At 64.5% G+C, this 26,494-nt stretch carries 25 protein-coding genes; 10 read left to right on the top strand and 15 right to left on the bottom strand.

What is annotated here, in order from left to right; translation table 11 throughout:
- Positions 1 to 14: 14 nt before the first annotated feature.
- The 3 genes from GDH07_RS15985 to GDH07_RS15975 all read right to left on the bottom strand — a co-directional run bounded on the left by GDH07_RS15985 (position 15) and on the right by GDH07_RS15975 (position 3,377).
- Positions 15 to 1,334 carry a YncE family protein gene (locus GDH07_RS15985; RefSeq protein WP_152898151.1) on the bottom strand — a complete coding sequence of 440 codons (1,320 nt, stop codon included), beginning with the start codon at positions 1,332 to 1,334 and terminating at the stop codon, positions 15 to 17.
- Positions 1,335 to 1,436: 102 nt separating this feature from the next.
- Entirely contained in the window at positions 1,437 to 2,384 is a 948-nt protein-coding gene (locus GDH07_RS15980; RefSeq protein WP_152898150.1) for a sensor domain-containing diguanylate cyclase, read from the bottom strand.
- 3 nt (positions 2,385 to 2,387) lie between these two features.
- Positions 2,388 to 3,377: a response regulator gene (locus GDH07_RS15975; protein ID WP_152898149.1), complete on the bottom strand. Its 990-nt coding sequence runs from the start codon at positions 3,375 to 3,377 to the stop codon at positions 2,388 to 2,390.
- Positions 3,378 to 4,039: 662 nt separating this feature from the next.
- Between GDH07_RS15975 and GDH07_RS15970 the strand changes: the two genes are divergently transcribed.
- A complete protein-coding gene (locus GDH07_RS15970) occupies positions 4,040 to 4,576 on the top strand; it encodes a DUF4174 domain-containing protein (protein WP_053136204.1) in 537 nt (178 codons plus the stop codon).
- 81 nt (positions 4,577 to 4,657) lie between these two features.
- On the opposite strand, the gene GDH07_RS15965 is transcribed toward GDH07_RS15970, so the two are convergent.
- A complete protein-coding gene (locus GDH07_RS15965; protein WP_053136200.1) occupies positions 4,658 to 5,830 on the bottom strand; it encodes an aspartate aminotransferase family protein in 1,173 nt (390 codons plus the stop codon).
- A 104-nt stretch (positions 5,831 to 5,934) separates the two neighbouring features.
- Here GDH07_RS15965 and GDH07_RS15960 point away from each other — a divergent pair, with 104 nt between their 5' ends.
- The gene (locus GDH07_RS15960) at positions 5,935 to 6,840 is read left to right on the top strand and encodes a LysR family transcriptional regulator (RefSeq protein WP_022643810.1); all 906 of its coding nucleotides are present in this window, start codon (positions 5,935 to 5,937) and stop codon (positions 6,838 to 6,840) included.
- On the opposite strand, the gene GDH07_RS15955 is transcribed toward GDH07_RS15960, so the two are convergent.
- The 3 genes from GDH07_RS15955 to GDH07_RS15945 are packed head-to-tail and all read right to left on the bottom strand — an operon-like array spanning position 6,837 to position 8,603.
- Positions 6,837 to 7,343 (bottom strand): NUDIX hydrolase, encoded by a 507-nt coding sequence (locus GDH07_RS15955; RefSeq protein WP_022643811.1) that lies wholly within the window; start codon positions 7,341 to 7,343, stop codon positions 6,837 to 6,839. The genes GDH07_RS15960 and GDH07_RS15955 overlap by 4 nt on opposite strands.
- A 5-nt stretch (positions 7,344 to 7,348) precedes the next feature.
- A complete protein-coding gene (locus GDH07_RS15950; protein ID WP_022643812.1) occupies positions 7,349 to 8,056 on the bottom strand; it encodes an NUDIX hydrolase in 708 nt (235 codons plus the stop codon).
- A 1-nt stretch (position 8,057) separates the two neighbouring features.
- On the bottom strand, positions 8,058 to 8,603 hold the full coding sequence (locus GDH07_RS15945) for an adenylyltransferase/cytidyltransferase family protein (RefSeq protein ID WP_022643813.1): 546 nt from the start codon (positions 8,601 to 8,603) through the stop codon (positions 8,058 to 8,060).
- A 183-nt stretch (positions 8,604 to 8,786) separates the two neighbouring features.
- Between GDH07_RS15945 and GDH07_RS15940 the strand changes: the two genes are divergently transcribed.
- Genes GDH07_RS15940 through nadE form a run of 3 tightly spaced genes read left to right on the top strand, consistent with a single transcriptional unit; the run spans position 8,787 to position 11,520 of the window.
- Complete coding sequence (locus GDH07_RS15940; protein WP_085596545.1) at positions 8,787 to 9,434, top strand: nicotinamidase; 648 nt, start codon at positions 8,787 to 8,789, stop codon at positions 9,432 to 9,434.
- Between the two features lie 9 nt (positions 9,435 to 9,443).
- Entirely contained in the window at positions 9,444 to 10,673 is a 1,230-nt protein-coding gene (gene pncB, locus GDH07_RS15935; protein WP_053136191.1) for a nicotinate phosphoribosyltransferase, read from the top strand.
- Position 10,674: 1 nt separating this feature from the next.
- Positions 10,675 to 11,520 (top strand): ammonia-dependent NAD(+) synthetase, encoded by an 846-nt coding sequence (nadE, locus tag GDH07_RS15930; protein WP_068586773.1) that lies wholly within the window; start codon positions 10,675 to 10,677, stop codon positions 11,518 to 11,520.
- 131 nt (positions 11,521 to 11,651) lie between these two features.
- Here the strand turns inward: nadE and GDH07_RS15925 are convergent, their stop codons facing one another.
- From GDH07_RS15925 to GDH07_RS15900, 6 genes are all read right to left on the bottom strand, one after another.
- Positions 11,652 to 12,116: a hypothetical protein gene (locus GDH07_RS15925; RefSeq protein WP_152898148.1), complete on the bottom strand. Its 465-nt coding sequence runs from the start codon at positions 12,114 to 12,116 to the stop codon at positions 11,652 to 11,654.
- Positions 12,113 to 12,499 carry a GFA family protein gene (locus tag GDH07_RS15920; protein WP_068586767.1) on the bottom strand — a complete coding sequence of 129 codons (387 nt, stop codon included), beginning with the start codon at positions 12,497 to 12,499 and terminating at the stop codon, positions 12,113 to 12,115. The genes GDH07_RS15925 and GDH07_RS15920 overlap by 4 nt, the downstream gene beginning before the upstream one ends.
- Before the next feature lie 66 nt (positions 12,500 to 12,565).
- Positions 12,566 to 13,879, bottom strand: a complete 1,314-nt coding sequence (locus tag GDH07_RS15915) for an NAD(P)/FAD-dependent oxidoreductase (protein ID WP_022643819.1) — start codon at positions 13,877 to 13,879, stop codon at positions 12,566 to 12,568.
- Between the two features lie 78 nt (positions 13,880 to 13,957).
- A complete protein-coding gene (locus GDH07_RS15910) occupies positions 13,958 to 15,322 on the bottom strand; it encodes a glutamine synthetase family protein (protein WP_152898147.1) in 1,365 nt (454 codons plus the stop codon).
- A gap of 624 nt (positions 15,323 to 15,946) precedes the next feature.
- Positions 15,947 to 16,606, bottom strand: a complete 660-nt coding sequence (locus tag GDH07_RS15905) for a methyltransferase family protein (RefSeq protein ID WP_053136172.1) — start codon at positions 16,604 to 16,606, stop codon at positions 15,947 to 15,949.
- A gap of 76 nt (positions 16,607 to 16,682) precedes the next feature.
- The gene (locus GDH07_RS15900) at positions 16,683 to 17,576 is read right to left on the bottom strand and encodes a LysR family transcriptional regulator (protein ID WP_152898146.1); all 894 of its coding nucleotides are present in this window, start codon (positions 17,574 to 17,576) and stop codon (positions 16,683 to 16,685) included.
- 158 nt (positions 17,577 to 17,734) lie between these two features.
- Between GDH07_RS15900 and GDH07_RS15895 the strand changes: the two genes are divergently transcribed.
- The 3 genes from GDH07_RS15895 (at position 17,735) to GDH07_RS15885 (ending at position 20,945) form a co-directional block, all read left to right on the top strand.
- Complete coding sequence (locus tag GDH07_RS15895) at positions 17,735 to 18,376, top strand: hydrolase (protein ID WP_022643824.1); 642 nt, start codon at positions 17,735 to 17,737, stop codon at positions 18,374 to 18,376.
- 111 nt (positions 18,377 to 18,487) lie between these two features.
- The gene (locus tag GDH07_RS15890; protein WP_152898145.1) at positions 18,488 to 19,066 is read left to right on the top strand and encodes an antibiotic biosynthesis monooxygenase; all 579 of its coding nucleotides are present in this window, start codon (positions 18,488 to 18,490) and stop codon (positions 19,064 to 19,066) included.
- A 28-nt stretch (positions 19,067 to 19,094) separates the two neighbouring features.
- The gene (locus GDH07_RS15885) at positions 19,095 to 20,945 is read left to right on the top strand and encodes an amidohydrolase (protein ID WP_152898144.1); all 1,851 of its coding nucleotides are present in this window, start codon (positions 19,095 to 19,097) and stop codon (positions 20,943 to 20,945) included.
- 173 nt (positions 20,946 to 21,118) lie between these two features.
- On the opposite strand, the gene GDH07_RS15880 is transcribed toward GDH07_RS15885, so the two are convergent.
- Positions 21,119 to 21,448 (bottom strand): hypothetical protein, encoded by a 330-nt coding sequence (locus tag GDH07_RS15880; RefSeq protein WP_031321517.1) that lies wholly within the window; start codon positions 21,446 to 21,448, stop codon positions 21,119 to 21,121.
- A 571-nt stretch (positions 21,449 to 22,019) separates the two neighbouring features.
- On the opposite strand from GDH07_RS15880, the gene GDH07_RS15870 reads away from it, so the two are divergent.
- Positions 22,020 to 24,380, top strand: a complete 2,361-nt coding sequence (locus GDH07_RS15870; protein WP_343038253.1) for a DNA polymerase II — start codon at positions 22,020 to 22,022, stop codon at positions 24,378 to 24,380.
- Between the two features lie 57 nt (positions 24,381 to 24,437).
- Here the strand turns inward: GDH07_RS15870 and GDH07_RS15865 are convergent, their stop codons facing one another.
- Entirely contained in the window at positions 24,438 to 24,734 is a 297-nt protein-coding gene (locus GDH07_RS15865) for a hypothetical protein (RefSeq protein WP_022643829.1), read from the bottom strand.
- A gap of 270 nt (positions 24,735 to 25,004) precedes the next feature.
- Here GDH07_RS15865 and GDH07_RS15860 point away from each other — a divergent pair, with 270 nt between their 5' ends.
- A complete protein-coding gene (locus tag GDH07_RS15860; RefSeq protein ID WP_152898142.1) occupies positions 25,005 to 26,462 on the top strand; it encodes a serralysin family metalloprotease in 1,458 nt (485 codons plus the stop codon).
- The last annotated feature ends 32 nt before the right edge of the window (positions 26,463 to 26,494 follow it).

Below are 26,494 nucleotides of genomic sequence, written 5' to 3'. Positions count from 1 at the left end.
CGGGCTGAGCTTTTTCACCATAGAAGCGGCTTGGCCAGATCCTTCCAGAACAGCCAGCGCTGTACTTCGTGGTGCGCGCCGGTGCCGATCTGCCAGTCCGGGCGGCCACGGTCCAGTTCGATGCGCACGATGATCCCGGCGTAGGTGGCGGCCACCAGGGTCTGGCCATCGGGGCTGATGTCCATGGCGCACAGGGTCGAGCCGACGTAGTGCTGCCAGCGCTCCTCGCCGGTTTCGCTGAAGGCCCGCAGGTAACCGTAGGCATCGCCGATGATGAACTCGTCGCCCCGCGAGGCCGCGGCGTATACCCGGGCGCCATCCTGCAACACCGGTGTGCGTGGGTCGTCGCTGTAGAAGTCGGTGGCCAGCCCCGGCAGGTCCGCCACCGCGACGCCCAGGCTGGCGCCGCTGTAGAAGTGGCAGGCATTGAGCAGCAGGCGGTCGCCGCGCTGGTTGAAGCAGGCGAAGTGCGGGTATTCGCTGCCGGGTCCGATCTCGGCCACTTGTTGCAGTTGGGCATCGAACACCAGGTGCGAACTGCTTTGCTCGCCCACGGCGATCCACTGGCCGTCAGCTGAAATCGCCCCGTGCTCCATGTCCAGGTCCAGGTTGAGGTCCTTGGCGGCGACTCCCTTGGCCAGATCCTGGCGCAGCTCTTCCAGGTTGCGCAGCAGGCGGGTGGCGCCGTCGGCATGGAGCACGAAGATGCCATCGGCACTGACCAGCAGCACCCGCTGGCCGTCGGGGAAGGGGATCAGGCGGCTGGGAGTGGCGCGTTCGCGCAGCTCCAGGTCCGCAGGCAACCCGGAGAGCCGCTCGGGCCAGGCGAAGCTCGCCACCTGTGGGCCGTCCCAACCGTCGGTGACCTGGATGCCTTCAGCCCGGGCCCAGGCGAAGTAGCGGCTCTGCGGGCAGGCACCGAAGTACTCCACCTGATCCAGGGTCCGGACGCGATCGTTGTCGATGTGCACCACCGAGCCCGCCTCGTAGGGTGCGCCGATCCGCGCCAGCAGGCTGCCGTCGGCCAGCAGGGCGAGGGCCGGGACCATCTGGCCCTGGTCGTCCAGGCGTGGCGTCAGGGGAAAGTGCGCCGGCGGCCAGGCCTGGCGAAAAGCCTGGCGCGTGGCTGGGTCCCAGGGGGCCGCGTTGTTCTCTTCCAGGGCTGCCTGCCAGGCCGGTAGCAAGTGCTCGGTGGGTGGCAGGTAGGGCTCTTGCAGGTTGTCCCAGCCTTCACGCATGCCGGTCTCGACATAGCGGTTGATGTCCTGGGCATAGCGGTGCACGGCGTTGTGCCATTGTTCCTGGGCGTTCTGTTGCGGCGTGGATCGAGACATGCGCGTGGCACTCCTTATAGCGCGGGCAGGCAAGTGGACTGCGGATTGACCGCCAAGGCCGGGAATTTCTCCTCGCCCCGAGGGATTTTTTTACCGGGCGGCTCAGGCAGCGTGGGTGCTGACCCGGTTGCGTCCAGCATGCTTGGAGGCGTACAGCGCGCGGTCCGCCCATTCGACCAGGCAGCGGTGGTCGCGGGCGGTGTGATCCAGGCAGGCGATGCCCAGGCTGATGGTGAAGGCGATGCTCTGGCCGTGGTGGACCACGGCCTGTTGCTCCACCGCCTGGCGCAGGCGCTCGGCCAGGGCATGGGCGCCGTCCAGGTCGGTGCGCGGCAGCAGGATGGCGAACTCCTCGCCGCCGTAGCGCCCGGCCACGTCGCTGTCGCGCAGGTGCTGGTGGATCAGCTCCGAGAGGCTTTTGATCACCGCGTCGCCGGCCTGGTGGCCGTAGCGATCGTTGATCGACTTGAAGTGGTCGATGTCCAGCATCAGCAGGGCGGTGGTCCTGTCGTGGCGGGCATATTCCAATTGCAGGCGCTGTTCCCAGTGGCCCCGGTTGTAGAGCTGGGTCAGGTGGTCGGTGCGCGACAGCTGTTGCAGTTGCTGGTTGGCCTTCTGCAGCCCCAGGTTGTTGATCGCCACGTCGGTGAGGTCATAGATCACCAGGCACACGTGGTGGATCTCGCTATTGGACGAGCGCAGGGGCAGCAGCGTGGTGTTCTGGTACATGAACTCGCCCTGGCCGGTGATCGGCTGGTAGTTCTTGAAGCGCACCAGGTACGGCCGTTGTTTCCAGATGGTGAAGGCCGGCGTGCCGAGGGCCACTACCCGCCCGACCTTGCGGCTGAACCAGGGGCGCTCGACTTCCGGGAACAGCTCGAAGAACGAGCGGTCGATGGCCTGCTTGGAGGCCACGCCGGAGCGGTTCTCCATGAAGCTGTTCCACACCTGGACCCGGCATTCGAGGTCCAGCACGACGATTCCCACGTCGATGCCGTGGACCACCGCCAGCAGCCAGTGCAGTTCACTGAAATCCATTCGTTTGGGCATGGTTCAACTCATCAGGTAGGCGAGTTTCTGTTCCAGCAGGGCCAGGGAGTCCTCGGTGAACAGCAATAACAGGTCGAAATGGATGTTCTGCTCATCCAGGCTGTAGCTGATCTCCACGGCCTGGGTGTTCTTCCAGCGTTGCTGGTTGAGCACGATCAGCTCGTCGATGGCGGTGTGCTCCCCCAGTACCTGGGGATGACCCACGGAAAAGAACACGTCCAGTTGCTCGGCGATGCTGCTCAGGCAGGCACCGATCAGCACGCTGGACAGGTCGATCAGCACTTCCATTTCCTGGTAGGGGTCGGTGCCCTGTTCGATCAACTGGGCGATGTCGGCCACCGAGGAATCATGGAATATCAGCAGCGCCTCGCCGGCGATGCCGCTGCCGATGTAGCTCTGGCAGATGGCGGTCAGTTGCCGCGAGCGATTGGCGTCCGTCAGCAGCATCTGCAATTCCCCGGCCTCCAGAATGTTGACGTGGGGGATCGGCAGGTGCACGAACACATCCAGGACCTTGGCGATCAGTGCCGCGGCGTAGCCCATGGAGACGTTCACAGTCTCGCGAAAGGCATCGCGAAAGGTCACCACCGGTGCCGGCGACGGATCGGGCACCGGCTTGCTGCGTCCGTTGTCCAGGAGCTCCAGCTCGTGGAGCAGGCTGCGCAGTTGCTGGGGATCGAAAGGTTTCTTGAGGAATGCCCGGGCGCCCAGCTCGCGGGTCAGGCGTACCGCTTCCTCTTGCACGTCGCCGGAGATGACGATGATCTGCGTGTCGATGCCTTCTTCCTGCACGGCGCTCAACACTTGGTAGCCGTCCATCACCGGCATGGTCAGGTCCAGCAGCGCCACCTTGCCCAGTCCCTTGCGCAATGCCTCCAGCCCTTCGCGGCCATTGCAGGCCTGGGTCACGGATACCCGCCATTCGCCGGGCAGGGTACGCAGCACCTGCTTCCTGGCCATGCTCGAATCGTCGCAGACGAGGAGGGGAATCATCGGGATCGGACGCTCATTCGAATAAATCCGTAGTTGGATAGTGTTCGGGAATGTAACGAGTTGCCGTTTGTATTGTGTTTGTTACGGGCTGTCCGTGCCGCGCCGAACTATAGAGCGACGGATAATGAAAGAACAAGTAGTGGGTAATCGGGATGTTTGTTCCAGATCATTGTTCGGTGTAGTTGCCTGGAGGCGCTTGTATAACTTGCGTCAGGCCCGATGCCGCGTGGCGGCAGCTCGGTGAGCCGGCGGTGGCGCCGAGGAGTGGCCGCTCTTGTTGAATGAACCGGTTCGTTAATGCCTGTTTTCTGGCGTTCGGAAAATGACACTTCGTAAATAACTTTAAAGCGTTCAGGACTGGTTGGTTAGTTGTCGCAAGTGTGTGTGCTTGTCGGGGCGAAGAATTAGGGGTGTCATATTGCAGGCTGTTATTCGAGGAGCACTCGAAGACTACCCCAGGTAGTAGTGGCCAGGCAGGTTTCGCTGCTGTTACAGAAGGCGGGGAGTCCACTGGCAAGCGTGTCGGCGGTTCTGCGCCGCCTGGCGTGGCCCAGCCGGGCCGCGGGTGCCGGGGTTAGAAAAATGTCAGATTTTGAGTCGTGGCCTGGACCTTTTCCCGCAATGCGCAATCATTACTGCGTGGAAAATATAAGGAGAGACGCATGTTCATTCGGTCATTGACCCTCGCAACTCTGCTCGCTGTCGCAGGCCCCGTCCTGGCTGCCGACAACGATGGCCCACTGGCCCAGGACCTGGGCAAATCACGGCCATTGATCGTGATCGCCCCCAGCAGCGTCGACCCGACCCTGGTGAGCTTGAAGAAGTCCCTCGAGGAGCCGGCCAATCGCCAGGCCTTCAACGAACGCAACATGGTCCTGTACACGGTGCTCAACACCATAGGCCAGCGTGACGGCAAGGACATCGACCCGCAATCCACCATGGCCCTGATCCGCAGCCTCAAGCTGGGCGCGGGGGCCCAGACCAAGGTGATCCTGGTGGGCAAGGATGGCGAGAAGAAGCTGGAGCATTCAGGGGCCATCGAACTCAAGGAAGTGTTCAGCGCCATCGACCAATTGCCGGCGACCGAGAAGCAGGCGGCCGCCCCGGCCCCAGCGCCGGAACCCCAGGCCAAGCCAGCCAATGCCAAGGCTGGCAAGCAGGCCAAGCCCGCAGCGGCGCCCCAGGCCCTGGACGACTGAGCCAGGTGTCAGCACCTGCCGGGAGCTGGCTGCGTTAGCCCCCGGCATTGCTCCGCGCAGCGGGATGTTTCCCGCAGGCGCTCATGGGCGATCCAGCAACTGGCGCAATGCCTGGACGATCGTCCGTACCTCGTCCTCATCGATCACCAGCGGTGGCAGCAGGCGGATGGTCTTGCCCCGGGTGACGTTGATCAGCAGCCCATGATCCCGGGCGGCAGCCTGTACCAGGTCCGGAGCCGGACGCCGCAGTTCGAGCCCGATCATCAAGCCCAGGCCACGAATCTCCAGCACCTGCGGATGCTCCGACAGTTCCTCGCGCAACAGCTTGAGCAGCAACGCGCCCTGGCGTTCGGCGTTGGCCAGCAGGCCCTGTTCCTCGATGATCTCCAGTACCGTGCAGGCCACCCGGCAGGCCAGGGGATTGCCGCCGAAGGTACTGCCATGACTGCCGGGGGTGAACAGTTGCGCGGCCTTGCCCCGGGCCAGGCAAGCGCCGATGGGGATGCCGTTGCCCAGGCCCTTGGCCAGGGTCATCACGTCCGGCACCACGTCTTCGTGCTGGCAGGCGAACCAGCGACCGGTGCGACCGATACCGCTCTGGATCTCGTCGAGCATCAGCAGCCAGTTGCGCCGGGAGCACAGCTCGCGCAGTGCCTTCAGATAACCTGCTGGTGCCAGCTGGATACCGCTCTCGCCCTGGATCGGCTCCAGCAGCACCGCGCAGATGCGTGCGCCATGGCGGCTGGCGGCCTGCTCCAGGGCCGCCAGGTCACCGAAGGGCACCTTGAGGAAATCCCCGGGCAATTGCCCGTAGCCCAGGCGTACCGCCGGCCCGTCGCTGGCCGACAGGGTACCCAGGGTACGGCCGTGGAAGGCGTTCTCCATCACCACCACCAGCGGTTGCTCGATGCCCTTGTACCAGCCATGCAGGCGCGCCAGTTTCAGTGCGGTTTCGTTGGCCTCGGCCCCGGAGTTGTTGAAGAACGCCCGGTCCATGCCGGCCAGCGCCGTCAGCCGGCCCGCCAGTCGCTGCTGCCAGTCGATGCTGTACAGGTTGGAGGTGTGCAGCAGCAATCCGGCCTGCTCGCTGATGGCGCTGACCAGGCGCGGGTGGGAATGGCCGACACCAGTCACGGCCACTCCGGCGATGGCGTCCAGGTATTCGCGGCCGGCCTGGTCCCAGAGGCGGGTGCCCAGGCCTTTGCTGAAGTTCAGGGACAAAGGCTGGTAGGTACTCATCAGGGCGGCGCTCATGGCGGTTCACTTCCATCACGGGTGGGGGGTGTCGCCAGTATCGTTAGCCAGCCAGGCTAGATAAACTCGGCAGATCTTTAATCATCTTGAAGCAGGACTTGATAATGGATCTGTTCCAGGCGATGTCGGTGTACGTCAAGGTGGTGGAGGCGGGGAACATGACCGCTGCCGCCCGGGAATGCGGCCTTTCCACCACCATGGTGGGCAATCACCTGCGGGCCCTGGAGCAACGCCTGGGGGTGCGCCTGCTCAACCGCACCACTCGCCGCCAGCGCCTGACCGAGTTCGGCACCGAGTATTACCAGCGTTGCCTGGCGGTGCTGGGCCTGGTGGCCGACTCCGAGCACTTGGCGGAGCAGGCCCAGGGCACGCCGTCCGGGACCTTGCGCATCACCGCGCCGGTGACGTTCGGCACCGAGCGCCTGGCGCCGGCCCTGAGTGAATTCCGCCAGCGCTGCCCGGAGGTCAAGGTCGAGCTGAACCTGGCCAACCAACGCTTCGACCTCACCGATGGCACCTTCGACGTGGCCATCCGCCTGGGCAACCTGGACACCAATGCACTGATCGCCCGGCCATTGCAGGACTACACCCTGACCATCTGCGCCGCGCCGCAATACCTGGAGCACCATGGCACGCCGCAGGTGCCCGAGGACCTGGCGCAGCACAACTGCCTGGCCTTCGCCTTTCCAGCGGGAGACGAGTGGAGTTCCACCGCGACCCAGTGGCCCTTGCACGGGCCCGAGGGGGATGTGCTGATACCGGTGTCCGGCTCATTGCTGGCCAATACGTCCTCCGGCCTGCATCGCGCGGCGCGGGGCGGGTTGGGGATCGTGATGATGCCCGATGCGCTGGTGGAGGAAGACCTGCGCCAGGGGCGGCTGGTGGCCGTGTTGCAGGACTACCAGCTGCCGCTGCGGGCGATGCACCTGCTCTATGCACAGGACCGCTACCGGCTGCCCAAGCTGCGCAGTTTCGTCGAATTCGCCCTGGAGAAGTGGGGGCGCCCCTAGCTCGCTTCGTGGGCCAGCAGCATCATCGCCGCCGACAGGGTATGGCCGTCGGTGATGCGCCCGGCGGCGATCATCGCCAGCAGTTCCTGGCGGCTGACCCACAGCACCTTGTCCACTTCGCCATCGGTGGCGCCGGCCTGCTGCTCGGCGATTTCCACCTGGCACACGGCAACGGCACTGGCGATCAGCGAGGTGTTGCTGTGCAGCAATCCCAGCTGGCGCACCTGCGATGCCTGCCAACCGGTTTCCTCCAGCAGTTCACGGGCGGCGGCATCGCAGGGGCTTTCGCCGGCGTCGATGGCTCCTCGTGGAAACTCGATGGATTGGCCGCCGATGGCCCGGCGCCTGAGGTCGGCCAGCATCAGCCGGCCATCGGCCAGGGTCGGTATGGCGACCACGCCGTTCACCGCCTGGGCCTCCTTGATGATGAAGTAGCCCTGCTCACGGACCACCCTGAAATAGGGGGTTTCCAGCAGGCACTGGTTATCGGGGTTCGAACTCATGTGGGTCACTCCAGGAAGCAGCGATCGAACAGGTACACCTGCTCGGGTTTGAGGTTGTCCAGGGTCGCCTGGGGGCGGCCGCCGTCGCCGCTCTTCTTGCGCCCGGTGTCGCGCAGGTAGCCGGCTTCGCTCATCTTCAGCAGGCGTTGGCGGATGCTGGTCTTGAGCACCGGGCGTTGCAGCACGGTGGAAAAGATCGCCACGGCCTCGGGGGCACTGAATTCGTTGCCGAGGAACATCAGCGGCAGGCTGCTGTACAAGGATTTGGACAGCAGTCGTTCATGGGCCTGGGCCACCAGGCTGTTGTGGTCGAAGGGCAGCTTGAAGGCGCCGCTGGCCACTTCCCGCAAGCTGAAGAAACCTTGCTGCGGGCCAGGCTGCACAGGTTCGCTGGCTATCCCCAGGTAGAAGGTCGAGGACGACCAGCAGCGCGGATCGCGGAAGGCATCGCCCACCGTGCCCACCTGTTCCAGCCAGGCCAGGGGCATGTCCACCTTGCTCGAGCGGCGCAGGCGTTCCACTGCGTCGTTCAGACTGCGGTCCTCGACATCGCCGTTGACCACGATCCCGGGCAGCGCCCAGTGCCCGGCGAAGGGTTCGCTGTCCCGCTGGTGCAGGAGGATGTCCAGTTCGCCGCTGTCACGGTTGTAGCGCAGCAGGCACAGGTCGATGGTGTGCAGGTAGGCATTGGCAAGGGTGGGGCGGTCGTGCATATCAACTTCCGTGGACGGCGTAGAGGCCGTAGTTTAGCGGATTCATCCCCGGAGCCAGCCACTGGCTGGGCGGTGTTTCGCCACGAGCCAGGTATTGGCGCAAGACCGTGCTGCGCACGCCGGGCTGTTCCTCGATGCGCAGGATGGAAAAGCGCTGCAGCAACTCCTGGCCGCGATGGAACCTGGGCAGTTGCTGCGCCACATCTTCACCGACCACCAGGGCGATGCGCTTGCCCTCCAGGGCCAGGTCGTCGGCCAGGCGCTCGAGCAGGGTGATGCTGTACACCGGGCCGGGATCGGCCAGCGCCAGTGTTTGCTCCAGGCGGCTCACCGCCAGCTCGGCCGGGCATTGCGCTTGCAAGTGTCCGGTGATGGCCTGCAACCAGAGTGCGCGTTGTTCGAAATCGGCCATGCGCTTGCCGTCGGGGTGGCGGAAGCTGGGCACCACCAGGACGCGCCGGGCATGGCGAGCAGCCTCGAGCATCACTTGGGCGTGTCCGGCGTGGGGCGGATTGAAAGCGCCGCCATACAGGGCCAGTTCGAACATCGGCTAATCCTCATTTGGTACATGACGTGTACTTTACCACTGCATTGCCCTGCTGCAACTGCTGTTTGAGGCGATTATTTAATTTGTGATTGATCTGGCGGCACTGAAAAAACTGGAGCAGGGGGGATTGCCACAAAAGTACATGACGTGTACTTTGTGCTCCATGCAGAGGAGAGACCCAGCATGAACAGCCAAACGATGAAGACCGCTTCTTTCGATGTCGATGCGCAAAAGAGCTTCACCCCGCTGTGCCCGGACGAGTTGCCGGTGGCCGAGGGCGACCGCATCGGTGGCGAGCTCAACTTCATGGCGACCCTGGCCAGCCTGCGCGTTGGCAGCAAGGACGCCCACAGTCCCCAGGCTCCCTGGGTGGTGGCCGGGCACGAGCAGATGCTGCAGCCCACAGGCCTGGAACACGCCGACCTGACCTGGGTCAGCCACTGCGTTCCAGGCACCGAGGGCTTCACCCTGCTGGACGAATTGCCCAGCCCCTATGACTACGACTACTTCGTGTGGAAGGGCGTGGAGCCGGACCTGCACCCCTACGGCGCCTGCTACCACGACCTGCACGGCAAGCTCTCCACCGGGGTCATCGAGTACCTCAAGAGCCAGGGCGTGCAACGGGTCATCGTTGGCGGCCTGGCCCTGGACTTCTGCGTCAAGACCACCGCCCTGCAACTGGCCGCCGCCGGTTTCAAGGTGATCATCCACCTGCCGGCGTGCCGGGCCATCAGCGCCGAGGGCGCCACCCAGGCCATCGCCGACATGCAGCAAGCCGGTATCGCGATAGCCGCGACCCGCGAAGAAACCGCCAGCCTGGCCAGCGTTTGAGGAGTCACCATGGAAAGTGCATTTGACCGCGACAACGGCGTGATCCAGAGCCTGCTGGACACCGACTACTACACCTTCACCATGATGCAGGCGGTGCTGCACCAGCACCCCAATGTCGAGGTCGAGTATCAGTTCATCGTTCGCTCCAAAGAGTCCCTGGTGCACCTGATCCCCGAGATCCGCCAGGAGCTGGAGAAACTGGCCGATCTGCAGATGCGCGAAGGCGAGCAGCGCTTTTTGTTCAACAAGCGTTTTCGCGAATACCTGACCCCTGATTTCGAGCAGTTCCTCGGGCTGTTCCGCTTCAACCTGCGCTACATCCATGTGGCCGCCATCGATGGTCAGTTGAGCATCCGCGTCCGTGGCCCGATGCTGCATTGCATCATGTTCGAGCAACCGGTGCTGGCCATGGTCAGCGAGCTGCGCAATCGCGACAAATACCCGGATGTCGAACTGGCGGACGTCACTCGCCGGCTCTACCAGAAGTTCGAATGGCTGGAGAAGAATGCCAGCCGCGATGAACTCGCCGAATTGCGGGTCTCGGACTTCTCCACCCGCCGGCGTCTGTCGTTCAAGGCCCAGCGCGAAGTGGTGAAGATCATGCACAGTGATTTTCCCGGGGTGTTCGTCGGCACCAGCAATGCGCACCTGGCCTACGAATTCGACCTGCCGCTGATCGGCACCATGGCCCACCAGTGGCTGATGGTGCACCAGCAACTGGGGCGGCTGCGGGAAAGCCAGAACGCCGCGCTGGAGAACTGGGTTCGCGAGTATCGCGGGCGCCTGGGCATCGCCTTGACCGACTGCATCAGCACCGACTTCTTCCTCAAGGACTTCGACCTGTACTTCGCCAAGTTGTATGACGGCCTGCGCCAGGACTCCGGGGACCCGCTGGTCTGGGCCGACAAGGTCCTGGCCCGCTACCGGGAACTGGGCATCGATCCGCGGAGCAAGGACCTGATGTTCTCCGATGGCCTGAACTTCGAGAAATGCCTGCCGATCCTGCGTCATGTGCGCGGCCAGGCCCGCTTCGGTTTTGGCATGGGCACCAGCCTGGCCTGCGATGTGGAGGGCGTGGAACCGCTGAGCATCGTGATGAAGCTGGTGCGGGTGCATGGCGAGCCGGTGGTGAAGTTCTCCGACGACCCGGTGAAGAACGTCTGCGAAGACCCATCCTTCCTTCGCTATGCGGCACAGGTATTCAACGTCGATCTTGCCAACTCGCCCCTGGAGGCCTGACATGACCCATCCGACCCAAGAACGTATCGCCCGGGAACTGGGCATCGACCGGCAACTGGTCGCTGGCGGCGAGCCTGCCGAGATTGCGCGCCGCGTGGCATTCATCCAGCAGGTCCTGGGTGATTCCGGTTGCCACAGCCTGGTGCTGGGCATCAGCGGCGGCGTCGATTCCCTGGTGGCCGGGCGCCTGTGCCAGCTGGCGGTGGAGCAGATGCGCGAGGCCGGCCATGGGGTGCGTTTCATCGCCATGCGCCTGCCATATCGCCACCAGGCGGATGAACACGACGCCCAGGCGTCCCTGGAATTCATCCGCCCCGATGAGATCAGCACCTGCAATATCGCCGACAGCGTCGATGGCTTGATGCGTGAGGTGCAGCTCGACGGCCTGGAACCTTCGGCGGCACTCACGGATTTCACCAAGGGCAATGTCAAGGCCCGGGCCCGAATGCTGGCCCAGTACGCGCTGGCCAACCTGAGCAATGGCCTGGTGGTGGGTACCGATCATGGCGCCGAGGCGTTGATGGGCTTCTTCACCAAGTACGGCGACGGCGCTTGCGACCTGGCGCCGTTGTCGAGCCTGACCAAGACCCAGGTGCGGCTGCTGGCCGATGCCCTTGGCGCGCCTGGGCACCTGGTGCGCAAGGCGCCCACTGCGGACCTGGAGGAACTGGCGCCGGGCAAGCTGGACGAGGACGCCTATGGGTGCAGCTACGAGGAGATCGACGCCTACCTGATGGGCCAGCCGGTACCCGACACCGTGCGCCAATTGATTGAAAACGCCTACCAGCGCACCGCCCACAAGCGTGCCTTGCCCCGCACTCCGGCGCCACATACCCGGTCCCTTTAACCGCTGCCGAGCGGGCGAGGCTGCGATCGGGTGCGCAGCGCCCGCCAAACCCGGCGATGGGGTACATCAGGCAAATTTCGGATATCCAGATGTGGCTCGTGCCGAGCCTGCGTCAGCGGCTACACGCGGTTTCAACCATCGCGCCACTTGTCCAGGGCCACACGGCAATCGGCGACCAGCTCGGGCATATGTTCCCTTGCCTCGGGCCAGCCCAGGTCCTCCAGCGCTTGCTGGGCCGCCTGGCGCAATGGCTGCCATTGCCGGTGTTCGAAACCATTGTCCTCGAGCGTCATGCCGTAGGCTTCCGGGCTCAGCCCTTCACAGGCCGTCAACAAGGCTTGCAGGTGCTGGTGCAGGGCCGGGTCCAGTCGTGCCGGGAAATCCCGCACGAAACGCTCCAGGTAATCCAGCTGATCGGACCACAGGTTGCATTCCGCGCAGCAACCGATCTCCACCCGTTGCTGGTCCGCATCCATGGCCAGGAACTCCAGGGCCGGTCCCAGTTCGCCCAGGAGGATGAGCCAGCGGTACTGGTCCTGGCCGTACCAGGTCCAGATATTCGTCGCCAGTTTGTCGTGGCCGCTGCCTTGGCTCATGGCGTTTCTCCGGCGTGCCACCAGCGCGGTCGCTGGCTCTTGTAGGAGTGGTGGGTGGGCATCAGGGCCTTGCGGTTGTTGCTGTCGAACGTCCCCAGCAGCAGGGCGACCGTGGGTGCGTCGTCGATGGCGCCCAAGGAGCTGCCACACTGGGCACAGAACGCCCGGCTGGAATAGTCCGACGACCTGAACGTGCTCGGCGCACCGCCCGGGCCAGTCCAGCGCACCCGCTCGCGGGGGAACTCGACCCAGGCCAGGGTCAGGGCGCCGCTATGGCGCTGGCACAACTTGCACGAGCAGGTATGGGGATTGGCGGCAGGCCCCCGGGCCTCGAAGCGAATCTGCCCGCACAGGCAGCCGCCCTGGTACATCTCTGCGCTCATGCTGGTCCTCCTCCAGGGTGTGCCGTAGTGGCTGGAGGGCGAATCTAGCATGCCCTCCGACCGGCTTCAGCGCAGTTTTTCCAGCATCTGGTAATACCACATGCCAGCGGCCAGCATCGGGTTGCCCAGCTGGTCGCCGAACGGCACGCGGATGTGCTGGCAGGCGGCGAAGGTGTCATAGCGGCCCAGGTGGCCGGTCAGGGCCTCGGCCATGATCTCGCCCATGATGTGGCTGGTGGCCACGCCATGCCCGGAGTAGCCCTGGCAGTACCAGACGTTGTCCGAGAGCTTGCCCAGTTGCGGGATGCGGTTGATCACGATGCCCATGGCGCAGCTCCATTGGAAGTCGATGGCCACGCCCTTGAGCGCCGGGAAGGTACGCTCGATGCACGGCCGCAGCTCGCCGGCGATATCCCGCGAATCCTTGCCGCTGTAGTTGGCGCCGCCGCCGAACAGCAGGCGACCGTCGGCGGTCATCCGGTAGTAGTCGAGGACGAAGCGGCAGTCGTACACCGCCAGGTCCTCGGGGTTCAGGCGCCGGGCCAGGTCGCCCAGGGGCTCGGTGGTGACGATGCCGCCCATGGCCGGGAAGATCTTGCCTTTGAGCTGCCCGGGCTCGAGCTTGTGGTAGACGTCGCCGGCCAGCAACACCTGGCGGGCCTCGATGCGGCCCTGGGCGGTGACCACCGCCGGCTGCGGGCCATGGACGATCTCCAGCACCGGGCTGTGTTCGAAGATCAGCGCGCCGAGGCTTTCGGCGGCGCGGGCCTCGCCGATGCACAGGTTCAGCGGATGCAGGTGCAGGTTGCGGGTGTTCTTGATCGCGCCGTGGTAGAGATCGCTTTCCAGCAGGCCGCGGACCTGCTCGCGGTCCAGCAGGCTGACCTCGTCGCCCATGCCACGCTCTACTGCTTCGTCGTAGGCGGCGCGCAACTCGGCCAGGTGCCCGGGCTTGTAGGCGGCATGCAGGTGGCCGTGCTTGAGGTCGCAGGCAATGGCGTATTTCTCCACCCGCTGGCGGATGATCTGGTGCCCGCGCCAGCGCAGGTGCCAGATGAAGTCATCCACCTCGTCGCCCAGGCTGCGGCGCATCTGCTTGCGCATGGCGGCATCGCCGGACAGGCTGCCGGTGACCTGGCCACCGTTGCGCCCGCTGGCGCCCCAGCCGATCTTGTGGCTCTCGACGATGGCCACCTTCAGGCCGCGCTCGGCCAGCTCCACGGCGCTGGCAACGCCGGTGAAGCCGCCACCGATGATCACCACGTCCACCTGCTGGCTGCCTTGCAGGGTCGGGTACTGGGTTTCCTGGTTGAGGGTGGCGCTGTAGTAGCTGGGGCAGCGCTCGGCTGCCGGGGTCCGCGGATCGAAGGCGGCGCTCATGGGAAAATCCTCGCAAAAGAATGAACCGGGCCACTGCTGGTAGGCAGCGGCCAGCAAGTCGGGTTGCCCGCAGGGGGCTCAGGCCTGGGTCAGGTACCAGCGCCAGTCCTGCTCGCCGACCTCGGCCATGAACTGGCGGTACTCGGCGCGCTTGACCGCCAGGTACACCCCGAGGAATTCGTCGCCCAGGGCCTCGCGGGCCCAGGTCGAGCGTTCCAGGGCGGTGAGCGAGGTCAGCCAGTCGGTGGGCAGCAGCTCCTTGGCCTGGGCATAACCGTTGCCCTGTACCGGATCACCCGGGTCGAGTTGTTCAGCCAGGCCACGATGGACTGCGGCGAGGATCGCCGCGGCGGCCAGGTAGGGGTTGGCATCGGCGCCGCAAATGCGATGTTCGATGTGCCGGCTGTTGGCCGGGCCGCCCGGAACCCGCAGGCTCACGGTGCGGTTGTCGACACCCCAGGTGGGGGCCAGCGGTGCATAGCTGTTGGCCTGGAAACGCCGGTAGGAGTTGGCGTTGGGGCAGAACAACAGCAACGAGTCCAGCAGCGAGGCGAGCATGCCGCCCACGGCCTGGCGCAGCAGCGGGGTGCCGGCCGGGTCCTGGTCGGCGAACAGGTTGTTGCCGGCGGCATCGGCGAGGCTCACGTGCATGTGCATGCCGGTGCCGGCCAGGTGGTCGAAGGGCTTGGCCATGAAGGTGGCCTGCATTCCATGCTGGTGGGCCACGGCCTTGACCAGGCGCTTGTAACGCACGGCCTGGTCCATGGCGGCGAGGGCGTCGCCATGCTCCAGGGTGATCTCCACCTGGCCTGGGGCGTATTCGGAAATCGCCGTGCGCGCCGGAATCCCCTGCAGCTTGCAGGCGGCATAGAGGTCGGCGAGGAAGGGCTCGATCTGTTCCAGTTCCCGCAGGCCATAGACCTGGGTGGTGCGCGGCCGGCCGCCGTCGGCATCCAGCGCTGGCTGTGGGCGGCCATTGCCCTCGCGCCTGGCGTCCAGCAGGTAGAACTCCAGCTCACAGGCCATCACCGGGTAATAACCGTCGGCCTTGAGCCGGTCGATGACCTTGATCAGCAGGTGGCGCGGGTCGGCGATGCTGGCGGGCATGCCCTCTTGCGGGTGCATGCTGACCTGCACCGCGGCAGTGGGGATCTGGCGCCAGGGCAGGCGCACCAGGCTGCCCGCCAGCGGGTAGGCACGGCAGTCGATATCGCCCACGTCCCACACCAGTCCGGAGTTCTCCACGTCGTCGCCATTGAGGGTCAGGCCGAGGATGGTGCTGGGCAGGGGGCGGCCGCTTTCGTACACCGCCAGCAGTTCCTCGCGGTGCAGCAGCTTGCCTCGGGGCACGCCGTTGGCATCGAGGATGAACAGCTCGATCATGTCGATATCGGGGTTGGCGGCCAGGAAATCACGGGCCTCTTCGGGGGCGGCAAAATTCATTGTCGTTCTCGCTTGCGCCTTCAGGGCGCACAGGTTTTCTGGTCCTGCGACGACACCACGCATGGGGCGTTCGCAGGGACGCAAAACAGGTCTGGAGGGGGGATGCGCAACGTTGCGCGATCAGCCCAGGAGCGAGTGATCCGGAGGACGTGAGGAGTGGCGCAGGCGGGAACGGCACAGGGCCATGGGCAGGTTGACCAGGAGCTTCATGGGCAGGACCTGTCCAGCAGGTAATAACCGATGGCGGCGGCGCGACCCTCATGGACCTCATGAGGGGGATGGGCGAAGTGGCTAAGGTGGCGAGCAGGCAGCGAACCCTGTGTGACGGCCATGCCCATGCGACCCTGGCTGCAAGCCGTGGGAGCGGGGCTGGTGAATCCGTGGTACGGGTTCGAGAGGTACATCGGCCGGTGATCTCGCTGTCGAGTTCGTTGTGCTTGTTCTTCCGGGTGCCCCTGGGGCAGCAAGCCCCGAGGCGAACCCATACTGCAAGAATCCTTTGGCCAATGTAAGGGGGTGGTGGAGTCAGTCAGCCCCGGCGAGCCGCCAGGGAACCGCTGCCAAGTCCCGGGCTAGAGCGCGGCGTTGACCGTGGCAAGGGTGTCTGATTTTTTTTACGGCATTTCAGTAGAGACCGGGCAACAAGCGCCAGCTGCGGGCGCAGTAGTCCTCGTAGGGCTGGCCGAAATGCTCGCGGAGCAGCGCCTCCTCGGCGTGGATCCGGGCAATCAGCGGCACCAGGGTCAGGGCCGCCAGCAACAGCCCCAGCCCGGAACGGAAGGCCAGGGCCCAACCCACTGCGTTGACCAGCAAACCGAGGTAGCTGGGGTTGCGCAAATGGCGATACAGGCCGTCGGTCACCAGGCGGTGATCGGGCTGGATGGCCACCAAGCCACTGAAGCGCCGGCCGAGGATGAACACCGGCCACAGGCGCAAGGCGCCACCGGCGATGAACAGCAGTGCGCCGAGCCAGCGCAGGGCCTCGCCGCCAAAGGTCCAGAACTCCAGGCGATCGCAATAGGCCGGCAGGAAACCGCTCGCCAGGCCGATCAGGCCGAACACCGGCAGCACCCAGCGATTGCCCCGGTCTTCCTGTTCGCCGCTGCTGAGGTTGACCTCGCTGTACAGCGAGGCCAGCACCATCAGCAAGGTGGCGATGGCGACCAGGGTCAGCGCCGGGTGGGCGAAGAACGCTGCGAAGCCGCCGCGTCCCCAGATCGCCAGGCCAAGGTAGGCCAGGGCACCCAGCAGGCTGGAGATGGCCAGTCGAGGAGAGATTTTCATGATAACCGCACAAGCATCAGGAACCTCCCTTGAGTGTAGGAGCGTGCTGGCTCGGCCAGGTGTGCGTTGGTCCGGTTCAGGCGCTGGGCTGGGCCAGCCGGCTCACCAGGAAGTCGATGAAGGCCCGGGTCTTCTGCGGTACTCGCCGGGCCGAAGGGTAGACCACGTTGATGCTGATGGGCGGCGCCTGCCACTGGCACAGCACCGGCACCAGGCGTCCTGCCACCAGGGCCTCTTCGACGATGAAGTCCGGCAGCAGGGCGATTCCCATGCCGGCTTCGGCTGCCTGGGCCAACAGGTCGCCATTGTTGGCATGCAGGGGGCCGGTCGCATGCACCCGCTGGGTATCGCTGCCATTGCTCAACTGCAGGCTGACGCCACTTTGCAGGTAGCCGTAGCCGAGAAACCGATGGCTGCCCAGATCCTTGGGCTGGAGCGGCACGCCGGCGCGTTCCAGGTAGGCGGGGGAGGCCACCATGATCCGTGGGGCCGGCGCCAGTTGCCGGGCCACCAGGGAGGAATCCGCCAGGCTGGCGATCCGCAGGGTCACGTCGAAGCCGCCGCGCACCGGGTCCACTTGCTGGTCGCTGAGCACCAGTTGCAATTCGATCAGCGGATGCAATTCATGGAACAGCGGCACCAGTGGCCCGAGCCGGCGCAGGCCGAAGGACATCGGCGCATTGACCCGCAAGACTCCGCGCAGCTCGGCGTTGCCGTCCCGGGCTCGCTGCTCGGCTTCGTCCACCGCTGCCAGCACTTCACGGGCGGATTCGTAGTACTCGGCGCCGGTCTCGGTCAGGCGCAGGCTGCGGGTGGTGCGCTGCAGCAGTTGCACGCCGAGGCTTTCCTCCAGGGCCTGGATCTGCTTGCTGACCTTGGAGCGGGGCACGTCCATCGCCCGTGCGGCGGCGGCAAAACCGCTTTCGTCGACGGTGGCGACGAAGGCGCGCATGCATTCGATACGATCCATGATTGTCCCTATTTTGGAATCAATGATTCTCGATTTTAGGGAATTGTTCCTGTTTCAGCCAGGACCTAGATTAACCACCAAGCCGGCCCCACAGGACGCTCCCAGCGCCATCAGCCGGTCATGTTTGCCCTTCAACCTGACTGCAAAAGGAACGCGCCATGTCCATTCGTGAACTGCTCACCCCGAACAACTCGGCCCTGATCTTGATCGACCACCAGCCGCAAATGGCCTTCGGCGTGCAATCGATCGACCGCCAGGCGCTGAAGAACAACACTGTGGCCCTGGCCAAGGCCGCCAGGATCTTCAACGTGCCGAGCATCCTCACGTCGGTGGAGACCGAGAGTTTCAGCGGCTACATCTGGCCGGAGCTGCTGGCGGTGTTTCCCGAGCAACAACCCATCGAGCGGACCTCGATGAACTCCTGGGAGGATCGCCACCTGGTGGCGGCCGTGCAGGCCTCCGGGCGCAAAAAACTGGTGATGGCGGCGCTGTGGACCGAGGTCTGCCTGACCTTTCCGGCCCTGGAGGCACTGGCCGAGGGCTATGAGGTGTACATCGTCACCGATGCCTCCGGCGGCACCAGCCAGGAAGCCCACGACATGGCGGTGCAGCGCATGGTCCAGGCCGGCGCGGTGCCGGTGACCTGGCAGCAGGTGCTGCTCGAGTACCAGCGCGACTGGGCCCGCAAGGATACCTACGACGCGGTCATGGCCCTGGTGCTGGAGCACAGCGGTGCCTACGGCATGGGGGTCGATTACGCCTACAGCATGGTGCACAAGGCCGGGCAGCGCCGCTTGTAGTCCCTGGCCGCCGCAGCGCCAAGGCGCTTGGGCGGCGGTTTTCGAGATTGTGCGGCATGGGGCGAGTCGCTCCCCGCCGTTGTTCCTTCTCCTGGCAGTGTGGAGTCGCAGATGAACATCGAACTTACCGACGGCGTGGTGACCTTGCTGGTGCGCCATCGAGTCAAGCAGGGCCAGGAACAGGCCTATGAAACCTGGCTGCGGCAGATCATCGCCAAGGCCCGCAGTTATCCGGGACACCTGGGCATCGACGTGGTGCGCAGCCACAGTGGTGGCCTCGGGCTCTTCACCAGTGTGTTGCGCTTTGCCAGCACCGAGCAGTTGCAAGACTGGCTGGACTCCGCCGACCGCCGGCAACTGGTGCAGCAGGCCCAGCATCTGCTGGCCGATGGCGACCAGACCGAGGTCAATGTCGAGCGCGAGTTCTGGTTCACCCCCCAGGACGGTGCCGCGCCGGCCCCGCCGCCGCGCTGGAAGCAGGCGTGCGTGACCTTCCTGGTGATCCTGCCGCTGACCTTCCTCGTGCCGCAGCTGTGGAAGCCGCTGTTCGCCTGGCTGCCCTGGCTTGGCAGTTATGTGCCAGCCAATGTGCTGATCACCCTGAGCATCGTGCTGCTGGTGGTCTACGTTTTCATGCCTCGGGTCACCCGCCTGTTCAGCCGCTGGCTGCAACCGCGCGGTGCGGCCTGAACCTTTTCGCTTCAATCGGAGCCATGCCATGAACCACAACGCAATTGCCGATCTGATCCTGTTCAACGGCCGCCTGCACACCGTGGACCGGGCCAACCCCCGGGCCACTGCCGTGGCGATCAAGGACGGGCGCTTCATCGCCGTGGGCGACGATGCCCAGGCCATGGCCCTGCGCGGCAGCAGCACCCAGGTCATCGACCTCAAGGGCCGTACGGTGATCCCTGGCCTCAATGACTCGCACCTGCACTTGATCCGTGGTGGCCTCAATTACAACCTGGAACTGCGCTGGGAAGGCGTGCCATCGCTGGCCGATGCCCTGCGCCTGCTCAAGGAACAGGCCCAGCGCACCCCGGCGCCGCAGTGGGTGCGGGTGGTCGGTGGCTGGAACGAATTTCAGTTCGCCGAAAAACGCATGCCGACCCTGGAGGAGTTGAACCAGGCGGCACCGGATACCCCGGTATTCGTCCTGCACCTCTACGACCGGGCGTTGCTCAACCGCGCCGCGCTGCGGGTGGTGGGCTACGATCGCCATACGCCGAACCCGCCGGGTGGCGAGATCGTCCACGATGGCAACGGTAACCCCACCGGCATGCTGATCGCCCGGCCCAACGCGATGATCCTCTACGCCACCCTGGCCAAGGGGCCCAAGTTGCCGCTGGAGTACCAGGTCAACTCCACCCGCCAGTTCATGCGTGAACTCAATCGCCTCGGAGTCACCAGTGCCATCGACGCGGGTGGCGGCTTCCAGAACTACCCGGACGACTACCAGGTGATCGAGCAACTGGCGGCCCAGCAGCAATTGACGGTGCGCATCGCCTACAACCTGTTCACCCAGAAACCCAAGCAAGAGCTGGCGGACTTCAAGAACTGGACCAGCAGCGTGCGCTACGGCCAGGGCGACGACTTCCTGCGGCACAACGGGGCAGGGGAGATGCTGGTGTTCTCCGCCGCCGATTTCGAGGACTTCCTCGAGCCGCGCCCCGATCTGCCTCAGGACATGGAGCAGGAGCTGGAGCCGGTGGTCCGCCATCTGGTGGAGCAGCGCTGGCCGTTCCGCCTGCATGCGACCTATGACGAATCCATTTCGCGCATGCTCGATGTTTTCGAAAAGGTCGACCGCGATATCCCCTTCAACGGCTTGCCCTGGTTCTTCGACCATGCCGAGACCATCAGCCCGCGCAACATCGAGCGGGTCCGGGCCCTGGGCGGCGGGATCGCGATCCAGGACCGCATGGCCTTCCAGGGCGAGTACTTCGTCGACCGCTATGGCGCCAAGGCGGCCGAGATGACCCCGCCGATCCAGCGCATGCTCGCCGAAGGCGTGCCAGTGGGCGCCGGTACCGATGCCACCCGGGTCTCGAGCTACAACCCCTGGACCTCGCTGTACTGGATGGTCAGCGGCAAGACCGTCGGTGGCCTGGCGTTGTATCCCCAGGGCCTGGACCGCGATACCGCACTGGAGCTGTATACCCACGGCAGCGCCTGGTTTTCCTCGGAGCAAGGCAAGAAAGGCCAGCTCAAGGTCGGGCAACTGGCGGACCTGGTGGCCCTCTCGGCGGACTACTTCAGCATCGAGGAAGAAGCGATCAAGTGGATCGAATCGCTGCTGACGGTGGTGGACGGCAAGGTGGTGCATGCTGCCGGCGATTTCCACTCGCTGGCGCCGCCCAGCTTGCCCGTGACGCCGGACTGGTCGCCGGTAGCCAAGGTGCCGGGGCACTGGAAGCCTACCGCACCGTTGTCGGCCCAGTTGCACCAGTGCAGCGGTCCTTGCGCGGTGCATGCCCACGGGCACGAGCGGGCGCGATTGGCCAAGGTGCCGGTGAGTGATTTCCAGGGCTTCTGGGGGGCGTTCGGTTGTTCGTGCTTTGCTTTCTAGAGCCGCTGTTTATCAAAGTACGAATCACGGTGACCATGGATGCAGGATATCCAGGAAATCCACTTCGCCAGTAGCCGGCTAGTTTCATGAGGCAATAAAAAGGGCGCTCTCGAAGAGCGCCCGTTTTTATTATTGTTTCATTGTTTGGTTATCGGCCAGGTAATGGCCGTTTATTAGCAAAACCGATCGATGACCCGAACTTCCGAGTTGCCGCGCAACGATTGCCATTCGGTCTTCAGGGTCTCCAGGACCCGGCCGATGAAGTCCTTGTCGGCGGCGGCCTTCTTGCCGACGTAGCCCTGGCCGCGGCGGTACATCTTCAGGCGGGCCGCCAGCTCTTGGTTGTTACGGTCGAACTCTGCTTCATGGTTATGGGGCGACAGGCAGTCGATATGCACTTGACCCGACTTGGCGACCCACAGGATGTGGCTGTCGTGGCTGTCTTTGCGTGCGGCGAACATACGTGCCAATTCATCAATAGTGGGTTGGTTGTTAAGATTCATTTGTAGCCCCCTTGACCATTCATCGATCTATCTAAGTTGTTTCGCTAATTCATCTTGCTACTTCGGTAAGTTGAACCCTGATACCGGAAACAGGGCGACAGAGGGTGTCTGTCGGATACAGATAAGGCCCAGAGCCTGATGTGTGTAGTTACCTTGATCAACTGCTACGCAGAGAGCGTCACAAAGATAGAAAAGCAGCATGAACCTGGATGAAGCTGCCGACATTCCCACCATCGGCCACAAGCATCTTGAAGAGTTCTCGCCGGCTTTCCCGTCGAATCGAGGACGGTCAATGCCAGGTCAGTTTCATCAATCTGCCTTGTGGGCAGTACACATCCGGGTCGACAGCTCGGCGGTCAGACGAGCTTGCTCATAACACCTTTGCCTCATCCCCCGATCGGGGGGACGCCTGCATCATGCAAGGGCGCAATCCGCTCGTCAACGGTTTTGTAGTGAAAATTTTCAAGCACTACATATTGTCCGACAAAAGCTGTAAAGCCATCATCCAGGCCCCCAAGCAAGGCCGGGACAGGTAGAATCGGCGCCTTGAATCGGCTCTGAGGTTGCAACGGTGGATGTACAACAAGGCTTCGTCCTGACGCGGCACTGGCGCGATACGCCAGCGGGCACGGAAGTCGAATTCTGGCTGGCCACCGACCAGGGTCCGCGCCATCTCCGCTTGCCATTGCAGACCTCCGTGGCGTTCATCCCGGCCGTGCAGCGACCCCAGGCCGAACGCTTGCTGGCCGACGACCCGGATGTCGAGCTGCGCCCCCTGCAACTGCGCGACTTCCACCAGCGTCCGGTCATGGGCCTGTATTGCCCGCAGCACAACCAGTTGATCCGCCTGGACAAGACCCTGCGCCGCGCCGGGGTCGATGTGTTCGAGGCCGATATCCGGCCACCGGAGCGCTACCTGATGGAGCGCTTCATCACCGCGCCGGTAGAGTTCAATGGCCTGCCGGGGCCGGATGGGCTGCTGCTGGACGCGCAACTGAAACCCGCCGCCGACTACCGCCCGCAGCTGCGCCTGGTGTCCCTGGATATCGAGACCAGCGAGCGCGGCGAACTGTATTCCATCGCCCTGGAAGGCTGTGGCCAGCGCCAGGTGTACATGCTCGGCAAGGCCCGCGCCGACGACAGCGCGGTGGACTTCGACCTGGAGTTCTGTGCCAGCCGCGAGCAATTGCTGGAGAAGCTCAACCAGTGGCTGGCCGAGCACGACCCCGACGCGATCATCGGCTGGAACCTGGTGCAGTTCGACCTGCGGGTACTGCATGAACATGCCCGGCGCCTGGCGGTGCCGCTGCGCCTGGGCCGTGGTGGCGAGGAGATGCACTGGCGCGAGCACGCCACCCACAACCATTACTTCGCCTCGGCGGCGGGGCGTTTGATCATCGACGGCATCGAGGCTTTGCGCTCGGCCACCTGGAGCTTCCCGTCCTTCAGCCTGGAAAACGTCGCCCAGACCCTGCTCGGCGAGGGCAAGTCGATCGACAACCCCTACCAGCGCATGGACGAGATCAACCGCATGTTCGCCGAGGACAAGCCGGCCCTGGCTCGCTACAACCTCAAGGACTGCGAATTGGTGACGCGGATCTTTGCCAAGACCCAGTTGCTGACCTTCCTCCTGGAGCGCGCCACGGTCACCGGCTTGCCGGCCGATCGCAGTGGCGGCTCGGTGGCCGCCTTCACCCACCTGTACATGCCGCTGATGCACCGCCAGGGTTTCGTCGCACCCAATCTCGGCGAGTTGCCACCCCAGGCCAGCCCTGGCGGGTTCGTCATGGATTCGCGGCCCGGCCTCTATGAATCGGTGCTGGTGCTGGACTACAAGAGCCTGTACCCCTCGATCATCCGCAGCTTCCTGATCGACCCGGTGGGCCTGGTGGAAGGCCTGCGCCAGAGTGACGAACAGCATTCGGTGGCGGGCTTTCGCGGGGCGCGTTTCTCCCGTACCCGGCATTGCCTGCCGGCTATCGTCCAGCGGGTGGCCGAGGGTCGGGAAGTGGCCAAGCGCGAACACAACGCGCCGTTGTCCCAGGCCCTGAAGATCATCATGAACGCCTTCTACGGTGTGCTGGGTTCCAGTGGCTGCCGCTTCTTCGATCCGCGCCTGGCTTCGTCCATCACCTTGCGCGGGCATGAGATCATGGCCCGCACCCGGCAGTTGATCGAGGCCCAGGGCCACCAGGTGATCTATGGCGATACCGACTCCACCTTCGTCTGGCTGGGCAGTTCCCATGACGAGGAGCGCGCCGGGCAGATCGGCCGGGCCCTGGTGGCCCACGTCAACCAGTGGTGGCGCGATCACCTGCGCGAGCAGTACGGCCTGGAAAGCGCTTTGGAGTTGCAGTTCGAAACCCACTACAAACGTTTTCTGATGCCCACCATCCGCGGCGCCGAGGAGGGCAGCAAGAAGCGCTACGCCGGCCTGGTCCAGCGCGCCGATGGCAGCCAGGAGATGATCTACAAGGGCCTGGAGACCGTGCGCACCGACTGGTCGCCGCTGGCCCGGGAATTCCAGCAGGAGCTGTATCGACGGATCTTCCATCGCCAGCCCTACCAGGACTATGTGCGCGACTACGTGCAGCGCACCCTGGCTGGCCAGCAGGACGATTTGCTGATCTACCGCAAGCGCCTGCGCCGGCCCCTGGACGACTACGAGCGCAATGTCCCGCCCCATGTCCGCGCGGCGCGCCTGGCCGATGACTACAACCGTGAGCAGGGCCGGCCACTGCAATACCAGCGCGGAGGCTGGATCAGCTACGTGATCACCCTGGCCGGTCCCGAGCCCCTGGAGAACCGCCGCGCCGCCATCGACTACGAGCACTACCTGACGCGCCAGTTGCAGCCAGTGGCGGACGCCATCCTGCCTTTCGTGCAGGACGACTTCTCAACCCTGGTGGGCGGGCAGATGGGCTTGTTCTGAGAGAACCCGACACCCACCTGCGAGCTGTCAAAACGGCCAGCGAATGAGTTTCAAGGATCAGTCGTCGACGGCTTCGCACACGAGGTTGGTGCCGTGCTTGCCGCTGTACTTCACCGTGACCGACTCGTCGTCCTCGACACTGATGGACAGGGTGGCCTCCGGGATCCTGGCCTGGAAATGCCGGTCATCCACGGCAATGCTCTGCACTGCCTTGCCGTTGATATAGACCGGCCCGCCCTGGTCGGCACTGACCGCCAGGTTGCCCGGGCAGGCGACGTTGAACAGTGGCACGCCTTCGGCACAGGCTGCACCAGCGACGCTCAGCAAAGCGCCCAGCAACAGGATCTTGCGCATTACGGACTCCTCGTGAAAGGGACGGGCACGATGTGGCCAATCCCGGACAAGTGCCTAGCCTATCGCCGGCGCGATGCGCGCGCGAGAGGGGAAATCGACCCCACGCCAGTGGAGTTTTCACACCGTGGTCGGGCGAAGAAAACCATGGACTGGCCGCCGATCACTGTGGCAGCGTTCCAACGCCTCTTTGGGCGAGTGATAGGACGATCTCGCAGGCGGGGTCGTTTGTGTTCTATCGAACATCATCTTGTTTGGAACAAGGACGTAGCAATGTCAAAGACACTGTCAAAAGCACTGTCGGAAATCACCTGGAACTGGGCCGACCAGGCCGCACAAGCCAGCAACGCCTACCAACAGGTACAGGCTTTCAGCCACCGCTATGACCGGGGTGGCAGCGATCTGGTGAACGGCAAGCCGTCGTTCACCGCCGACCAGGCCGCGGATGCGATCCTGCGCAAGAACCTGTCCTGGCACGACAAGAACGGTGACGGCAAGATCGACCTGACCTACACCTTCCTCACCGAGAAACCCGCCAACTACAACCCGTCCCTGGGTACCTTCAGCCAGTTCAGCGCCTTGCAGAAGGCCCAGGCCGTGCTGTCGATGCAGTCCTGGGCGGATGTGGCCAACGTCAGCTTCACCGAGGCGGCCAAGGGTGGCGACGGGCACATGACCTTCGGCAACTACAACGTCAGCACCGGCGGCGCGGCCTTCGCCTACCTGCCGTCCGGTGGCAGCTACGACGGCCAGTCCTGGTACCTGATCAACAGCCAGTACCGGGTCAACGAGACCCCCGGCACCGGCAACTACGGGCGCCAGACCCTGACCCACGAGATCGGCCATACCCTGGGCCTGTCCCATCCGGGTACCTACAACGCCGGCAATGGCAACCCCACCTACAAGGACGCCAGCTACGCCCAGGACACCCGTGGCTACAGCCTGATGAGCTACTGGAGTGAGGGCAACACCGGGCAGAACTTCACCAAGGACGGTAGTGGCGCCTATGCCTCGGCACCCTTGGTGGACGATATCGTCGCGGTGCAGAAGCTCTACGGCGCCAACTACCAGACCCGTGCCGACGACACCGTGTACGGCTTCAACTCCAACACCGGCCGGGACTTCTACAGTGCCCACTCCAACAGCGACAAGCTGGTGTTCGCAGTCTGGGACGGCGGCGGCAACGACACCCTGGACTTCTCCGGCTTCAGCCATAACCAGAAGATCAACCTCAATGCCGGTGCCTTCTCCGACGTTGGCGGCCTGGTGGGCAACGTTTCCATCGCCTATGGCGTGACCGTGGAGAACGCCATTGGCGGTTCCGGCAACGACCTGCTGATCGGCAACGCAGCGGCCAACGTGCTCAAGGGTGGTGCCGGCAACGACATCATCTACGGTGGTGGCGGCGCCGATACCCTGTGGGGCGGAAGCGGGGCGGACACCTTCGTCTTCGGCGCGGCGTCGGACTCCACCGTCAACGCACCGGACTGGATCATGGATTTCACCAGCGGCCAGGACAAGATCGACCTGACCGGGATCCCGCAGTTCGCCACCGGTGGCGCAGCCCTGAACTTCGTCAAGGCCTTCACCGGCCATGCGGGCGACGCGATCCTCAGCTACAACGCCGGCACCAACCAAAGCAGCCTGCTGGTTGACCTCACCGGCCACGGCACGACGGACTTCGCCGTGGGCATCGTCGGCCAGGCAGCAACGACCGACATCATCGCCTGATCGATCAGGTCCAGTGGAGCGGCGCGCGATGC

The organism is Pseudomonas piscis, assembly GCF_009380155.1.
Classification (GTDB): domain Bacteria; phylum Pseudomonadota; class Gammaproteobacteria; order Pseudomonadales; family Pseudomonadaceae; genus Aquipseudomonas; species Aquipseudomonas piscis.
This window is presented reverse-complemented; position numbering and strand designations above follow the sequence as displayed.

Excerpts from the sequence above, each read along its gene's own strand:
- GDH07_RS15910 (WP_152898147.1), bottom strand. The coding sequence starts at position 15,322 with ATGAATTTTGCCGCCCCCGAAGAGGCCCGTGATTTCCTGGCCGCCAAC.
- GDH07_RS15895 (WP_022643824.1), top strand. The coding sequence starts at position 17,735 with ATGTCCATTCGTGAACTGCTCACCCCGAACAACTCGGCCCTGATCTTG.
- GDH07_RS15915 (WP_022643819.1), bottom strand. The coding sequence starts at position 13,879 with ATGAGCGCCGCCTTCGATCCGCGGACCCCGGCAGCCGAGCGCTGCCCC.
- GDH07_RS15890 (WP_152898145.1), top strand. The coding sequence starts at position 18,488 with ATGAACATCGAACTTACCGACGGCGTGGTGACCTTGCTGGTGCGCCAT.
- pncB (WP_053136191.1), top strand. The coding sequence starts at position 9,444 with ATGGAAAGTGCATTTGACCGCGACAACGGCGTGATCCAGAGCCTGCTG.
- GDH07_RS15950 (WP_022643812.1), bottom strand. The coding sequence starts at position 8,056 with ATGCACGACCGCCCCACCCTTGCCAATGCCTACCTGCACACCATCGAC.
- GDH07_RS15885 (WP_152898144.1), top strand. The coding sequence starts at position 19,095 with ATGAACCACAACGCAATTGCCGATCTGATCCTGTTCAACGGCCGCCTG.
- GDH07_RS15980 (WP_152898150.1), bottom strand. The coding sequence starts at position 2,384 with ATGCCCAAACGAATGGATTTCAGTGAACTGCACTGGCTGCTGGCGGTG.
- GDH07_RS15900 (WP_152898146.1), bottom strand. The coding sequence starts at position 17,576 with ATGGATCGTATCGAATGCATGCGCGCCTTCGTCGCCACCGTCGACGAA.
- GDH07_RS15940 (WP_085596545.1), top strand. The coding sequence starts at position 8,787 with ATGAACAGCCAAACGATGAAGACCGCTTCTTTCGATGTCGATGCGCAA.
- GDH07_RS15860 (WP_152898142.1), top strand. The coding sequence starts at position 25,005 with ATGTCAAAGACACTGTCAAAAGCACTGTCGGAAATCACCTGGAACTGG.
- GDH07_RS15905 (WP_053136172.1), bottom strand. The coding sequence starts at position 16,606 with ATGAAAATCTCTCCTCGACTGGCCATCTCCAGCCTGCTGGGTGCCCTG.
- GDH07_RS15975 (WP_152898149.1), bottom strand. The coding sequence starts at position 3,377 with ATGATTCCCCTCCTCGTCTGCGACGATTCGAGCATGGCCAGGAAGCAG.
- GDH07_RS15925 (WP_152898148.1), bottom strand. The coding sequence starts at position 12,116 with ATGAGCCAAGGCAGCGGCCACGACAAACTGGCGACGAATATCTGGACC.
- GDH07_RS15960 (WP_022643810.1), top strand. The coding sequence starts at position 5,935 with ATGGATCTGTTCCAGGCGATGTCGGTGTACGTCAAGGTGGTGGAGGCG.
- nadE (WP_068586773.1), top strand. The coding sequence starts at position 10,675 with ATGACCCATCCGACCCAAGAACGTATCGCCCGGGAACTGGGCATCGAC.
- GDH07_RS15945 (WP_022643813.1), bottom strand. The coding sequence starts at position 8,603 with ATGTTCGAACTGGCCCTGTATGGCGGCGCTTTCAATCCGCCCCACGCC.
- GDH07_RS15865 (WP_022643829.1), bottom strand. The coding sequence starts at position 24,734 with ATGCGCAAGATCCTGTTGCTGGGCGCTTTGCTGAGCGTCGCTGGTGCA.
- GDH07_RS15880 (WP_031321517.1), bottom strand. The coding sequence starts at position 21,448 with ATGAATCTTAACAACCAACCCACTATTGATGAATTGGCACGTATGTTC.
- GDH07_RS15965 (WP_053136200.1), bottom strand. The coding sequence starts at position 5,830 with ATGAGCGCCGCCCTGATGAGTACCTACCAGCCTTTGTCCCTGAACTTC.
- GDH07_RS15985 (WP_152898151.1), bottom strand. The coding sequence starts at position 1,334 with ATGTCTCGATCCACGCCGCAACAGAACGCCCAGGAACAATGGCACAAC.
- GDH07_RS15955 (WP_022643811.1), bottom strand. The coding sequence starts at position 7,343 with ATGAGTTCGAACCCCGATAACCAGTGCCTGCTGGAAACCCCCTATTTC.
- GDH07_RS15970 (WP_053136204.1), top strand. The coding sequence starts at position 4,040 with ATGTTCATTCGGTCATTGACCCTCGCAACTCTGCTCGCTGTCGCAGGC.
- GDH07_RS15920 (WP_068586767.1), bottom strand. The coding sequence starts at position 12,499 with ATGAGCGCAGAGATGTACCAGGGCGGCTGCCTGTGCGGGCAGATTCGC.